The sequence below is a fragment of the Nonomuraea rubra genome, from assembly GCF_014207985.1.
Classification (GTDB): domain Bacteria; phylum Actinomycetota; class Actinomycetes; order Streptosporangiales; family Streptosporangiaceae; genus Nonomuraea; species Nonomuraea rubra.
In genome coordinates this window covers 12126614-12139798 of record NZ_JACHMI010000001.1, presented here as the reverse complement: position 1 = coordinate 12139798, position 13185 = coordinate 12126614, and the positions used below count along the sequence as shown (strand labels likewise).

16 protein-coding genes, 1 tRNA gene and 1 pseudogene are annotated in these 13185 nt (G+C 64.1%); 5 read left to right on the top strand and 13 right to left on the bottom strand.

The genetic code is table 11. The features are described 5' to 3' along the window. Positions 1-121 precede the first annotated feature (121 nt). From HD593_RS56160 to HD593_RS56145, 4 genes are all read right to left on the bottom strand, one after another. Positions 122-754: an HD domain-containing protein gene (locus HD593_RS56160; protein ID WP_185110967.1), complete on the bottom strand. Its 633-nt coding sequence runs from the start codon at positions 752-754 to the stop codon at positions 122-124. Positions 755-924: 170 nt separating this feature from the next. Continuing rightward, positions 925-1761 (bottom strand): phosphotransferase family protein, encoded by an 837-nt coding sequence (locus HD593_RS56155; protein ID WP_185110966.1) that lies wholly within the window; start codon positions 1759-1761, stop codon positions 925-927. Between the two features lie 206 nt (positions 1762-1967). After that, on the bottom strand, positions 1968-2693 hold the full coding sequence (locus HD593_RS56150) for an MBL fold metallo-hydrolase (protein ID WP_185110965.1): 726 nt from the start codon (positions 2691-2693) through the stop codon (positions 1968-1970). Beyond that, complete coding sequence (locus HD593_RS56145; protein ID WP_221525427.1) at positions 2690-3166, bottom strand: cysteine hydrolase family protein; 477 nt, start codon at positions 3164-3166, stop codon at positions 2690-2692. The genes HD593_RS56150 and HD593_RS56145 overlap by 4 nt, the downstream gene beginning before the upstream one ends. Positions 3167-3206: 40 nt before the next feature. Between HD593_RS56145 and HD593_RS56140 the strand changes: the two genes are divergently transcribed. Both HD593_RS56140 and HD593_RS63000 read left to right on the top strand, forming a co-directional pair. Continuing rightward, positions 3207-3659, top strand: a complete 453-nt coding sequence (locus HD593_RS56140) for a MarR family winged helix-turn-helix transcriptional regulator (RefSeq protein WP_185110964.1) — start codon at positions 3207-3209, stop codon at positions 3657-3659. 191 nt (positions 3660-3850) lie between these two features. Further along, a pseudogene (locus tag HD593_RS63000) lies at positions 3851-4036 on the top strand (IS5/IS1182 family transposase); the annotation flags it as partial. 42 nt (positions 4037-4078) lie between these two features. Here HD593_RS63000 and HD593_RS56135 read toward each other — a convergent pair. The 5 genes from HD593_RS56135 to HD593_RS60835 all read right to left on the bottom strand — a co-directional run bounded on the left by HD593_RS56135 (position 4079) and on the right by HD593_RS60835 (position 7728). Then, positions 4079-4252, bottom strand: coding sequence for a hypothetical protein (locus tag HD593_RS56135; RefSeq protein WP_185110963.1), 174 nt, complete (start codon positions 4250-4252; stop codon positions 4079-4081). 23 nt (positions 4253-4275) lie between these two features. After that, positions 4276-4776, bottom strand: a complete 501-nt coding sequence (locus tag HD593_RS56130) for a hypothetical protein (RefSeq protein WP_185110962.1) — start codon at positions 4774-4776, stop codon at positions 4276-4278. Between the two features lie 80 nt (positions 4777-4856). Beyond that, the gene (locus HD593_RS56125) at positions 4857-5162 is read right to left on the bottom strand and encodes a hypothetical protein (protein ID WP_185110961.1); all 306 of its coding nucleotides are present in this window, start codon (positions 5160-5162) and stop codon (positions 4857-4859) included. A gap of 534 nt (positions 5163-5696) precedes the next feature. Next, a complete protein-coding gene (locus HD593_RS56120; protein ID WP_185110960.1) occupies positions 5697-6011 on the bottom strand; it encodes a hypothetical protein in 315 nt (104 codons plus the stop codon). A gap of 97 nt (positions 6012-6108) precedes the next feature. Then, entirely contained in the window at positions 6109-7728 is a 1620-nt protein-coding gene (locus HD593_RS60835) for a polymorphic toxin-type HINT domain-containing protein (RefSeq protein ID WP_221525426.1), read from the bottom strand. Between the two features lie 15 nt (positions 7729-7743). Here HD593_RS60835 and HD593_RS56105 point away from each other — a divergent pair, with 15 nt between their 5' ends. Together HD593_RS56105 and HD593_RS64905 are read left to right on the top strand one after the other, a co-directional pair. After that, positions 7744-8316 carry a site-specific integrase gene (locus tag HD593_RS56105; RefSeq protein ID WP_246547269.1) on the top strand — a complete coding sequence of 191 codons (573 nt, stop codon included), beginning with the start codon at positions 7744-7746 and terminating at the stop codon, positions 8314-8316. Then, on the top strand, positions 8313-10577 hold the full coding sequence (locus HD593_RS64905) for a tyrosine-type recombinase/integrase (protein ID WP_221525425.1): 2265 nt from the start codon (positions 8313-8315) through the stop codon (positions 10575-10577). Before HD593_RS56105 ends, HD593_RS64905 begins: the two co-directional genes overlap by 4 nt. Before the next feature lie 264 nt (positions 10578-10841). Here HD593_RS64905 and HD593_RS56095 read toward each other — a convergent pair whose 3' ends face one another. Both HD593_RS56095 and HD593_RS56090 read right to left on the bottom strand, forming a co-directional pair. After that, the gene (locus tag HD593_RS56095) at positions 10842-11471 is read right to left on the bottom strand and encodes a class I SAM-dependent methyltransferase (RefSeq protein WP_185110958.1); all 630 of its coding nucleotides are present in this window, start codon (positions 11469-11471) and stop codon (positions 10842-10844) included. An 81-nt stretch (positions 11472-11552) separates the two neighbouring features. After that, positions 11553-11774: a hypothetical protein gene (locus tag HD593_RS56090; protein ID WP_185110957.1), complete on the bottom strand. Its 222-nt coding sequence runs from the start codon at positions 11772-11774 to the stop codon at positions 11553-11555. Positions 11775-11936: 162 nt separating this feature from the next. On the opposite strand from HD593_RS56090, the gene HD593_RS65515 reads away from it, so the two are divergent. After that, positions 11937-12062, top strand: a complete 126-nt coding sequence (locus HD593_RS65515) for a hypothetical protein (RefSeq protein WP_197093450.1) — start codon at positions 11937-11939, stop codon at positions 12060-12062. A gap of 78 nt (positions 12063-12140) precedes the next feature. Here the strand turns inward: HD593_RS65515 and HD593_RS56080 are convergent. Next, positions 12141-12214 (bottom strand) — tRNA-Pro (locus HD593_RS56080). Positions 12215-12280: 66 nt separating this feature from the next. Beyond that, positions 12281-13144, bottom strand: a complete 864-nt coding sequence (locus tag HD593_RS56075; protein WP_185112707.1) for a metallophosphoesterase — start codon at positions 13142-13144, stop codon at positions 12281-12283. Positions 13145-13185 lie beyond the last annotated feature (41 nt).

Genomic DNA, 13185 nt, shown 5'->3' with positions numbered 1-13185 from the left:
TCAGGGGGTGAGAGGCACCTACACCCGCGCGGTCAGTCGATCAACTCCTCCGCCGGCATCGGCTCCCGCGTCCAGCCCACCCGGCTCGTCCTCGAACACGACACCCGGTCACGAACGTCGTTCACTCGGGCCAGGGCGACTGAAGGATGGTGTCGACGAAGTTGCCGCGCCGGAAGCCGGGCACGTAGCGTTCGAGCACGTCGGCCTTGACGTTGCCGAAGGTGGTCTCCGGCTTGGGCGCGATGCCGTCGGCGAACGCCTGCAGGATCTGGTGCTTGAAATCCGGCCGCGGATGCAGCGCCGTGACCTGGGCCCGCTGCTCCTCGCTGAGATCGTGGTAGCCGATGCCCAGCACGTCGTACTCCACCCCGGCCGTGACCAGCGCCACCTCGGGCTCCATGAACTCGGGGATGCCCGGCGTCGTGTGCAGGGCGATCGCCGTCCACACCCGGCGGACGCTGTCCTCCGGCACCTGATGCTCCTGGAGGAACCGGCGGGCCGCGTCGGCACTGTCCACCTCGAACCGGCGGCCACTGCCGCGATGCTCCTCGTTCAACCCGAGATCGTGGAACATCGCGCCGATGTAGAGCAGCTCGGGGTCGAAACTCAACCCGCGGTTGTGGCCCTGCATCACGCCCCAGAAGTAGACCCGCCGGGAGTGGTGGAAGATCAGGTCGCTGGTCGACTCCCGCACCAGCTCGGTCGCCTCGGCGGCGAGCTTGGTGCCGGGAATGGTGATCTCGCTGGTGGGCATCAGACTCTCCTCGCACTGGTGCCGTCGCGCACACGTGAGCTCTTATCTGCCCGGCCGGACGACGGTGGAAGACCAGGCGAACGTCAAGCGCGGCTTTGACCGGCGCTGGACGGAGCGCTCTTCTGTGCGGCGACAGGAGTGAACGAGGCGTGCCGCAGTCTGGGCAGCCCTCAGCAGTCCCTCTCAAGCCAGCCGACGATGCTACGCACGTACCCCTCGACGTTCGTCAGCGGCCGCCCATCGAGAACCCCAACAAGATGCCCGACACCGAAGGGAGCATCGTAAATCCGAGCACGACGGTAGGTCTCGGGCTCCACGGCCATTTCGACGTTGTCCCAGCCATGCCAGGCCATCAGAGCAGCGTCGATGGCGGGGTCGAACAGATGGGCCTGATCCCAATCCAGCACGCCGACCAACTGCCCGCCCCTGCTCCAATGGACGTTGGAGCCGCCCAGATCGCCGTGAACGAGCACATCCGGCACGGGCTCCAGATCGCGCGCCACTTCGAGACGCCTGCGGCACGTGTCGCGCCACCTGTCCGGCAGCCCCGGAACGACCTGCTCGGCAAGGATCTCGGCCCAGCCCTTGTCCCCCGGGGCGTACAGCAGCTCCCTCAGCCGCGGCGTGACGGCGACTTCCCGTACGGCGCGCAGCAGCTTCCCGATCTGGCCGGGGTCGCCCTGCCCCTCGGGTAGTTCCTCGCCTTCGACCCAGGAGACGGCCACCGCCGTACGCTCGCCGAACCACGTCACGGGCGTGAGCGGCTCCGGCACCTTGAACGGCAGCCCAGCCCGCGAGATCTCGCGCAGCACCTCCATGCGGCGCGGCATCTCCTGGGCCGACGACGGCCGCTTGCTCACCCGTACGGCCGCCGTGCCCGGAAGGAGCACGACGTGGTGCAGGTTTCCGGCCGTGATCCGAGCGTCGTCGAGGGAGTGGCCGGGGAGCAGGGCGTCGGCGATCTCCAGCAGATCCTCGGCGGTCGGTTCGGGGGGCTGGGGGATCATGTCTGCACGAACATCCATGTCGATGCGAGGGTTCCGGGAGGCTTGAACGTCGCCACCGAGGCGACCCAGACGAGACGAGAGGCCACTTCTGAGCTTCGGGACCCTCTGGCCGCAGGTAGACCGGGCATTAGCGTACCAATCGCCGGCCATCGGTTCCCATGGGTGACGACCGCTCGGAGCCTGATGGCATCCGGTGGGCGCCGGCCTCATGTGCCGGCATCGGCCGATGCCGAGTGCACCGCCTCTCTCACGTGGGCCGGTGAGGTGCGCCAGGGGGCGCCGTGGCCGGGAAGCACCCAGGATGCCGGCAGGTCGGCGATCCGGTCGAGCGAGGAGAGTGCTTCGGCCGGGTCGTCGGTGAAGGGTGCCGGCTGGGGGCCCTCGCGGCCGGTGAGGACGTGCCGAGTGGTCAGCGCGTCCCCGACGAAGACCGCGTCGGCGAGCGGCACGTGCACCGCCACACTTCCCGGAGAGTGTCCTGGCATGCCCACGATCGCCGGGCTTCCGGGCAGATCCAGGACGTCGCCGTCACCGATCTCGGTAACGTCGCCGACGTAGCGGGTGCGCAGGCCGTTCTTGCGGATGGAGTATCCGAAGAACCCGAGCGTCGGCCCGAGACGCATGGGGCCGAAGGCGACCTTGGGCTTTTCTCCCGTCCGGGTGCGGACGGCGTCGGCGGCATGCACGAACACCGGTACGCCGTGGGCGCTTCGCAGGCGTTCGGCGAAACCGATGTGGTCGGAGTCGCCGTGGGTCAGGACGAGCCCGCGGATGTCGTCGACGGACTTGCCCAGAGAGTGGAGTTCGCGCTGCAGATCCCGCCAGTGGCCGGGCAGCCCGGCGTCGATGAGCGTGATGCCCTCGGCGGTGTCGACGAGGTAGCACGCCACGAGGTCGTTACCGAGGCGATGCAGACGGGGTGCGAGTTTCATGTGTTCTCTTTCGGAGGCCTGGACGGTTGAACGACAAGCTGAGGGAAGGTCCGCGGTCGTGATCGCCAGCCCATCAGGTCGTGCAGTGCGGTGATGGCGATGCGGCCGGTGGGGCTGGTGAAGTCGCGGACCATGCTCGTGACGAAGCTCGCCACCGACGTCACCGTGCCGCCCGCTGCCTCGATCTGGCGGAAGGCCGCGTTCTCCGTACGCTCCGACACGCCGCCGCTCGCGTCGGCCAGGACGATCACGTCATAGCCGTCGGCCAGGGCGTCGAGCGCGGTGTGCAGGACCACGATCTCCGAGGTCACGCCGCACATGGCCAGTGTTCTGCGGGCCCGCGCGACCCTGCCGAGCACCCCGGCCGAGCGCCTGATGGTCTCGGGGCTGCTCGTCCTGCTCAGGGCAACGACGCTGTCCTGCAGGTCGGCAAGGAGGACCTGTACGGTGCGATGGTCGACCATCGTTCTCATTTCTAATCGTTCACAACGTGAATGATATGGGGACGCTATCATGCTGATCGTGAACGATGTCAAATGGACCGATACCCTCAGCTTCCGGCTCGGCGCCGTGGGTGCGCTGGTCGCAGATCAGTACGCGGAGGCCCTGGCCGTCCACGATCTGAAACCCAAGCACGTCGGATTGCTGGGAGTCCTCGACTCGGGGCTGGCCGCCTCGCAACTTGAGATCGCCAAGCTGATGCGGGTGGCGCCCAGCCTCGTGGTGTCCCTTGCCGACCGCCTGGAGTCCATGGGCGCCATCGAACGGCTCCGTGACCCGGCCGACCGGCGCCGCCAGATCCTGAGCCTCACCGGCAAGGGGCGCGACCTCCTCGCGGAATGCACTGCCAAGGCGCTCGCTCTCGACGCGAACCTCGCCGCCGACCTCACCTCGTCCCAGCACGCCGAGCTCAGCGAGGCGCTCGGCCGCCTGGCGGCGTCCTTGGGTCTGCCCGTGCGCGGGTGATCAAGCGCGAGTACGGCACGCCCTGAGGCGGCAGTACCGGCCAGGAGAGGGTTCCCGCCCATAGGAGTGCCTGCTCAGTGGCTCCCTGGGCAGCATCGGCACGGCATGGCCACCGAGGCGTAGGCGCTTGGCCACGTCCAGCCGTACCTCGCCGTAGGGCTCCACCTTGTCGAGTCCCTCCGGGATCTTCCGCTGCCCCACACCGCACGATCGTCTGGACCTCCGGATCGCTGCCGGACAGCACTCACGACCTGACCGCCGCCCGCATCTGGGGCATCCCGCACGCACTGGCGAAGGCCGCCAACCGATCCCACGCCCGGCTACGCGGGCCTGGCGAACGCGAACATGCCCAGCTCAAGAGCCGGCGCATCGTCCGGGGTTTCGCTGAGAACTACGAGCTCACCACGGATGAAAAGGCCTCAGTGAATCACCTCGACACCATACGCATCGACATCGGCGTACTCGTGACAGACTGCCACCGAGGTATCGTTCTCGACGTAGGCATAATGCCCACGCGTCCAGTAGAGATTTCCGTCGTTCTCCAAACAAGTCGCCCATGCGTAGTAGTAGTCGCCCTTAGTCAGCAGCGGCAAGCCCCAACTGCACGTAGTTGGACCTAGACCTCTTCTCTCAACCACTTGGAAAATGGCTCGAGTCTAGCTATAAGCGACGATAGGCGGTGAAGGGCGTGAGCGAAGTTCGTTGCCAATCGTTTGAGCATCACCTCGAGCTCCACATAGTCGCAGTATTCGATCGGCGGATTGGGCGTCCAATCTGTTCTGGAAATACAGGCGATGGCTACAGTGTCTTGAACACGAGAGAACTTAAGAACACGCTCAACTCCTTGAGCGTACAGATCAATTTCGCCCGCTCCCTTCGTTCGAAGGTCGGCGAGGAGATCTGGCAGGCCCTCAATAAAGGACGACATGTCATACTCGACGTCTAGATTCCAATCATCGGAGCCAAATCCTCCGAGAGTGAACCGATAGTCGGCCGCAGCCAGCAAGCGACTGCCCACCATCACCAGATATTCGTAGTCTCCGTCATCCCCAAAGGGCTCTTGGCTGTCTACAGTCGACTTCATCTGCTTCGGGCAGATCAGGGCAAACTTAAACACTCCGCCTCATTCTATGTTGACGCGGTTACGCAAGTGCCTGGGAAACCTACGATGGTGAGGCGTAGGCATCCCAGGTGATTCTAGCTCCCGAGCGCAGCGGCGGGTTCGCCGCGCCCATTAGTCAAGGAACGGAAAGGCTGTTCTGTACATGCGATTCTTGCTGGGGATGAGTCGTGATCGGTCCACCTACCTTTAGGCTTTCCCTTCTTCAGCACCCGGTCCGCGAGCTGCGCCACGCTCTTGCCGTGATCGCTAAATGTATGGCCGAACGTCTTTACGCTATTCCACTTCCAGTTGATGACAGCCAGGTTGGTGAAATCTTCCGCCGCCTCTTCGATCGCCTTGCCGGGCTCCTTCGCCGCTTTGTCGGCACCGGCTGCCGCCATGTTCAGCAGCGCAGCTTCTGCCAGGCCCTGACAGGTGTCGTCATTACTCTTCCGCGCATTCGACGTAATCGTCGATCGTCAGGTTCGGTGGCGTAGTCGTAGCCGACGAAGCCTTCCACCGCGGTCTGCGCGCCGACGATATTGGAGGAACTGCTGCTTCCGGCGAGGGTCCAGGTGCCGGTGGTGACGGTCTGGCCGGTGTCGGAGTTGTCGGACAGGACGACATCGAGGCCGAGGGGGACGCCGTCGTCGGAGTGGGGTTTTGAGTTTGCCGTCGGGGTAGTGCGACCAGTCCAAAGCGCGCTGGCTGGAGCCGCCCGCGCTGGTGACGGTGCGGCTGGTCTGCAGGCCGAGCTCGTTGTACTGGTAGGTGCTCTTGATGTCGCACGGGTCGGTGGTGGTCTTGAACCAGCCGTTGTCCCAGTAGGTCATCTTCGAGACGTTGCGGACGGTCTGCCCGTGGGAGGGCGGGTGGGAGATCTCCTTCAGGCGGGAGGCCGCGTCGTAGGCGTAGATGGAGACTACGCGAAAAGCTCAAGAGTTATGAGTTCGATAAGTATTAGCAAGCCATTTTGTTGCTTGTTTTGCAGCATAAGACCTGCTAGCCCCGGATTCCAGTTGATGTGTACCTAGAAGCTGATCGCGGCATTCTAGTTCGTACTCGCCGTCGTCCATAATGGAGATGCAGACATACCAAGGCGGATCGACTCCCGGCTGTTCTATCACCACGAAACCGTTATCCGGTTGCCGCAACGTCATTAGCAGGTCAAAGATCGCGTCTTCCGAGGGGTCATTGATAAACGTACCGTTCTCGCACTCGGCCCGATAATACTGCCAATGTTGCACCATGCCGTCCAGTGTAGCCGTATCCAGCCGATTTGCAAGATGTACCATCGGCCTCCGAGTAGGAACTCGGAGGCCGATGGTCAAGCCTTGACTGAATCGCCTAGTGTAGGTTTAGCGCTCTTTGGAGTTCATCTTCCCAACTTCCTTGAGGGGTGATGCTATTGGCCCATGGCTCATCATTTTCCGGACCCCCGAACCGGGATGTCATATAACGCTCGGCCGCGAGCGCGTCTTCCTCTGAGTCGAAGTTCTTAAGGATCTGCATCCGGTAACTGCCGCCGTACTCTCTACTCCAGTCTTCGAAGTCCTTCGCGGTATATCTGCCGACCGGGTTATTACTTTTCCCGTATTTCCAGATGTTGCCGGTCGCAGGATTAACGATGATGTACACGGATGACTGGCCACCATCCGGCCGAGGCCCAAATATAGGCTTTTTCGTATTACAGAATGGGTTGAATGGTGAGTTGTGGACAAGTATCGCAGTCTTGCCTGCTAGCACATAGTACGTGTGGAGGTCTGCGACCGTGAGGTTGTGGACACGTTGTTGTGCGGTCCATTGCTTGATCGCCTTAACCTGAACCAGGGTGCCAGCGGAGGTGCGAAGCCACATGCCGGGCCCAAGCTTTTCGGCGTCGACCCACGTATGTAGTTCAGGGACCCAGAAGGGATGCCCATCGGTGGCTATGATGACGCCGGTGTCTCGGCCTTGTTCTCCATCGATGTCGATGGTGACATGGACGAGCTGCTTGTCACCTTCGCCCACGATGAGATCGATGACCTGCCTGGCCTCTGTCTTGCCAGTTTCTGGATCGGTGGCGAGAACTTCGTCGCCAACCTTGATGTCCTCGATTGGTTTCCGCGTGCCGTCGGCCATGAGCACTTCGGTGGAAGGTACGAAGCTATTGCATTCGGCGTCGAAATTCTTGCTGGTAATTCTTCTCAGGCTGGCCGGAGTTCCGCGCTTGCCGGTTCGGCCTCGGCTGGCACCGTTCGGATTGGCTCCGTTGGCTACAGCAACATCGGCATGCGCTAAAACTAGGCCGATGTACCATTTTCCACACTTGTGTTCCCCGATGATACGGCAGGCGTTTATGGCCGCATTCAGTTCGTCTTCGACGAGAGTCCAGCCGCTGGGGCTCCTGTCGCCGACGACTTCGCTGAATTTCTTCGTGAACGTTTCCCTGAACTTTTTGATGTCCACGTCGCCAGGCACTTTGATGGCACCCGTTTTCCCGATGTGTCGGCTCGTCCGCCCCTCGATGTTCACATTGTTCGTCTGTTTTGAGAGCGGGCCGTTCTTGGCGACTTCTTCAGAACAGACGCCGTAGAGACAGTTATCCGGAGAATGTCCATCGATCTCGGCGTTCGTTATGGGGTTTCCGCCGCCGAAGGCGTAGCGGTTGGCGGTCCAGGGGTCGAGACTGAGGGCGAGATCGTCCAGGGCGCCGTTGTAGCTGTCTAGGTTGAGGAAGCGGTTGAGGCCGGGGTTGTAGTCGCGGAACCCCATGTCGTACATGCCGGTGGAGTTGTCCCAGCGTTTGGCGTTGAAGCGGTAGGGGTTGTACTCCTCCTTGGTAGTGGGATCGACGGGGTCGGGTTTGTCTACGCCGGTGAAGAGTTCGTCGTCGTTCTTGCCGTAAGCGGTGTAGCCGTAAGTGGCGCGGGTATCGCCGGCGTCCCCGACGAGATGTTCAATGCACTCTTCGCCGCCCTCCGCCACAACAGGGACCGCGCTTTGCTGGCTTTCTGGGTTTCCAACGCTGCCCGCGCCGAAGAGCTCCTTACCAGTCGGCAGCGTGATGCCCTTCCCGGTCAGCAGTTGGTCGGCGTGATTCGGAAGGGAACCCGGGCCTACCAGCAGCTTCCCTGCTCAACCGACGCCTTCGTCTGGCTACGGCTCTACCAGGAGGAGGCCCGGCGAGACGGCGTCCCGCACGGCAAGAACCTGCCGTTGTGGTGGACGCTGAGGCGGCCGTGGCGTCCGCTGAACTACGACGCGGCGCGGGCGATGTTCAACCGGACCAACGATCTTCTTGGAGCGAACTGGACGCTCCACGATCTACGCCACACCGCGTCCTACCGACTCGCCCGCGACCCCAACATGCCTCTGACCGACGTCCAATGGGTCCTCGGTCACGCACATCTGACGACCACACAGCTCTACCTTCCGGCCAGTCAGGACGAGGTAATCGAACGCGTCCGCGCCCATCATGCACGCCGGGCCGAGCAGCGCGACCGGCCACCGGCGCCGCCGGCTCCTGGCTACAACTCCGACTCGATGAAGACTCTCTTCGGGAACTCGTGGTGACGAGCACTGAGACCTTGGTCGCTTCGACCGCCATCCGAGCCGCTCAGCCGCTCGCCGGCGAGGCCCTCCGGGCCGCCAAGAAACGTTTCCCGCCGCGGCCTTACGAGGACGACTGGACTGCCACCAGCCATTCCTATGACGAGGTTGTCGCCCGGCTGAACCGACCTCCGCTACGGGCCGCGAGCGAGAGCACCCACTTCTACCGGCGCCGGGGCGCAACACTCATTCTGCACTGGCTCCTGAAGCAGCCGGGCGACACCTGGCAGCAACGCTGGAACGCATCTCCCGCGGCGAGTGGCACCGGGGCACAGTGGAACGAGCTCAACGCGACCTGGGTCGGCTACAACGCGGAGAATGCGAACGGCATCCTCAACACCGGCCTGTTCGCCCTGGTCTGCGCCGACGTGCTCCGGCCATCGCTCCGCTGGCAGCTCACCCGGACCTCGACCAATCTGCGTGCCATCATCACCCGGCACCGTGACCCTGATGGCTTCGCCCGCCTTCAGGAGTTGGTGGGCCCAGAGGCATGGTCCTCCCATCTCGGCATTCTCGCCAAGAACGTGCTGGTCAAGCTAGTCATCGCCAAGGGAGGTGGCTTGGCCGACATCAATGTCGGAGACGCCATTGAGTACATGGAGGAGCATCGAGCTCAACGGGCCACGTCGGGCGGACAAAGCCTGTTCTACTCCTGGGTGAAGAGCCTGGGTCACCTGCCGCCCGACGCACCCGTGTCACTGAGGCTCCTGCACCGAACGTCCGGCCAAGTCTCGGTCGAGCAGCTCGTCGACCGCTACCAGCCGCAGTCCAAGCCGATCCGGGACCTGCTGGTCGAGTACCTCAAGGAACGCCAGCCCACCATGGACTACACGTCCTTGGAGGACGCGTCACGGACGCTCGTGAGGAACTTCTGGCTGCAGATTGAGCGCATTCAGCCCGGCATCGACACACTCCGGCTGCCGTCCGAGGTCGTCAGCGCATGGAAGCAGGCCAGCCGGACGAAAGTCACGCGCCGCCGGCTGCCCGATGGCACAGTCCACGAGGCAATATCGGAGCGCGCCAACTACGGCAGCCTCATGCTCGGAGTGCGAGCCCTCTACCTCGACCTGGCCCACTGGGCCGTCGAGGAACCAGAACGCTGGGGCCCGTGGGTTGCTCCTTGCCCGGTCAGCGCCGCCGATGCCAGTACCTCCAAGCACGAGAAGCGCCGCAAGGCGAAGATGGACCAGCGCACCCGCGAACGACTGCCCGCGCTGTCCACCGTTGTCCGTGCCGCCAGGGCGAATTGGACGGAGGCCCAGGAGGGGATGGACGCCCTCCGAGTCGCCCCACTCGGCGGCCAGTTCATGTTCAGAGGCAGGACCTACACGCGCCAGAAGAAGGACTCGTCGACTCCGTTCCGGGCCTACGACGAGTCCGGCCGACGCATTCATCTGGGACTGCTCGAGGAGCGGGCATTCTGGGCCTGGGCCACGATCGAATCCCTGCAGCACACCGGTGTCCGGATCGAGGAGATGCTGGAGGCCAGCCATCACGCCTTGATCCAATACAAGCTGCCCACCAGCGGTGACATAGTGCCTCTGCTTCAGGTCGCTCCCTCGAAAACAGACGAGGAACGGCTTCTCCTTGTCAGCCCAGAGCTGGCCGACGTCCTGAGCACGGTCATCGCCCGCGTCCGTGACCCTCGAACAGGCGCGATCCCGATGCTGCCCATCTACGACGTTGCGGAGAAGATCTGGAACCCGCCGATGCCGCTGCTGTTCCAGTGGACATACGGAGCCCAGCGCACGCCGGTGTCCCGCCAAATGATCCGCGATGGTCTTAACGAGGTCCTGAAACGAACCGGGCTCACCGACTCCGCGGGCGAGCCCCTCGACTTCGCTCCTCACGACTTCCGAAGAATCTTCATCACCGACGCAATCCGCAGCGGCCTGCCGCCCCATATCGCACAGGTCCTGGCCGGTCACTCCGACATCAACACCACGATGGGCTACAACGCCATCTACCCGGCAGACGCCATCGAAGCGCACCGCGCATTCATCGCCCGTCGACGATCGCTTCGTCCCAGCGAGGAATATCGGACCCCGACGAACGAGGAGTGGGACGCCTTCCTCGCCCACTTCGAGAAGCGCAAGCTCTCTCTGGGAACCTGCGCTCGGGCCTTCGGAACGTCGTGCATCCACGAGCACGCTTGTGTCAGATGCCGCTCCTCCGACCTGACCCGGCCCAACGGGCACGGCTTGCCGAGATCCGCGACAACTTGATCGCCCGAATCACCGAAGCTGAACAGGAGGGATGGCTCGGTGAGATCGAAGGACTCCAAGTCAGCCTCGCCAGCGCAGAGGAGAAGCTCGCCCAGCTCGATGCAGAGCAAGTCCGTCAACGCCAAGTGGTTGACGGACTTGCTCGGCATGCCCCGCTTCAGCCAGATCGCGACACGAATCAGTACGGCAAGAGGACCTTCAAGTTAGCCGAGCTCATCCACACGGATGATCTACACCACCCCGACCCAGGCCACGGGCCACGCTCTACGGGCGGCGGGCCAGCAAATGGGTGTCGAGGAAGCCCCGCTCGGACGCTGGGTCGTGGAGCAACCGAGCAACCGTGACGAGTCCGGCCCCGGTCAGCAACTCGGCAAACTGCTCCGCCGGCCAGCTATAGGCGGGCGCCACCTTGTGGTCGAAGCGGACCGGCTCCGGTCCCTCGGTCCCGAAGAAGGACACCAGGAGCAGGCCCCCTGGCGTCAGGACACGCACCTGTTCGGCGAGCAGCGCGGGCAATTCTCCAGGTGGGGTATGGATCATCGAGTAGTGGGCCAGCACTCCGCCGAGCGCGCCGTCCTCGATCGGCAGGGCCTCCATTCGCGCTTCGTCGAACCGCAGCGTCGGATGGGCCCGCCGGGCGTGGGCGACCATAGCCGGGGAGAGGTCGAGCCCGAAGGAGTCCAGCCCCAAGTCGTGCAGCATGGCTGTCAGATGCCCGGGTCCGCACCCGACGTCGGCTGCACGCAGGTTCCCCGTGCCACGCACGAGCTCGGCGAAGGTGCCGATCATGTTCCGCGCGAACGGCTGCGTCTCCAACCGATTAGCAAACATCGACGCGTACAGCTCGACGACCCCGTCGTAGGCCGCCCTGGTCTCGTCCTGGTGTTTTAACACGGGAAGGAAACTAACACCCGCGCCATTCGCACCCGTTCTCCGGCCCCACACCGGACCTCCCCTTCAGGACTGATCGTCCCGTCACCTGATCACAGGGCACACTCTCGTTGGTTCAGAGAAGCTTGCGTCCGATGTTCGCTCCTCCGGCCTGAACCGTCCCAGCGTGACCGCCTGATCGAGATCCGCTACAACCTGTTTGATCGGATCGCCGAAGCTCAGCGTGAAGGCTGGCTCGGCGAGGTCGAGGGCTTGGAGATCAGCCTGGCGGGCGCCGAGGAGAAGCTGACTCAGCTCATGCCGCACTCAAGCCTTCTGTGATCCACCTGGGCCTGCCCACCTTCAACCAGATCGCCGGGCGGTCCAGCACCCTCTGACCGCCCCTCTCTCAGAACCCGGCAGACGGACGACCCCGGTGCATCTCGACCTCAACGAGGAAGATCGCACTGGTAGTTCGGAGAAGGGATCTTGTGCCAGCAGTGCAACAGGGCGCTGGGGCTCTTGTACGAGAACGTGGAGACCATGCAGCGCATGATCGATTACGTTCTGAAGCACCAGTCTGAGACGCAAGCCACGGACGCCGTAGAAGCGTAGTCACGCACTTAGTCACTCAGAAGACAAGAGAGGCCGCTTCCGATCTTCGGAAGCGGCCTTCTACCTGCGGCGATACTGTCGGGGTGGCGGGATTTGAACCCACGACCTCTTCGTCCCGAACGAAGCGCGCTGCCAAGCTGCGCTACACCCCGGCGCACACACCCGTCGTGTGCGTGCTTGGAAAGTCTAGCGGACTTCCAAGGTGCTTGTGACCGCCTTTATCTCCGCGGCACCAGCGTCAGCAGAGTCGCCTCCGGGAAGCAGGCGAAGCGGACCGGCGCGTACGGGGAGGTGCCGAGCCCGGCGGAGACGTGCAGCCAGGCCGAGTCGTGGCGGTTGAGGCCCTTGACGCGGGCGCGGTCGATACCGCAGTTGGTGACCAGGGCGCCGTAGAAGGGGATGCAGAGCTGGCCGCCGTGGGTGTGGCCGGCCAGCAGGAGCTGGTAGCCGTCGGCGGCGAAGCGGGTCATGTTGCGGGGCTCGGGCGAGTGCATGACGCCCAGGCGGAGGTCGGCGTCCGCGGGGGCGGGGCCGGCGACCAGGTCGTAGCGGTCGCGGGCGATGTGGGAGTCGTGGATGCCGGCCACGGCCACGTCGAGGTCGCCGACCTTGATGCGGGCCGTGGTGTTGTTCATGTCGAGCCAGCCCTCGGCCGCCATGCCGGCGCCCAGCTCCTCCCAGGGGAGGGAGGGGACGTGCTGGCGGTGGTCGTTCTTGGACGTACGCCACAGGTAGCGGGCCGGGTTCTTCGGCACGGGGGCGTAGAGGTCGTTGGAGCCGTAGACGAACAGGCCGGGGCGCGACAGCAGGGGCTCCAGGGCGTGCAGGAGCGCGGGGACGGCCTCGGGGTGGGCGATCGAGTCGCCGGTGTTGACGACGAGATCGGGCTCCAGGGCGCCGAGCGAGCGGACCCAGTTGATCAGCATCGTCCGGCGCGGCGTCAGGTGCAGGTCCGACAGGTGGAGGACGCGCACGGGACGCTGGCCGCGCTCCAGCACGGGCACGTCGAAGCGGCGCAGGCGGAACCAGTTGCGCTCCACCACGGAGGCGTAACCCAGCCCGGCAAGGCCGAGACCGAGCATGGACAGGGGTACTGCGACGGCTTTCCTCACCTCTTCATGAT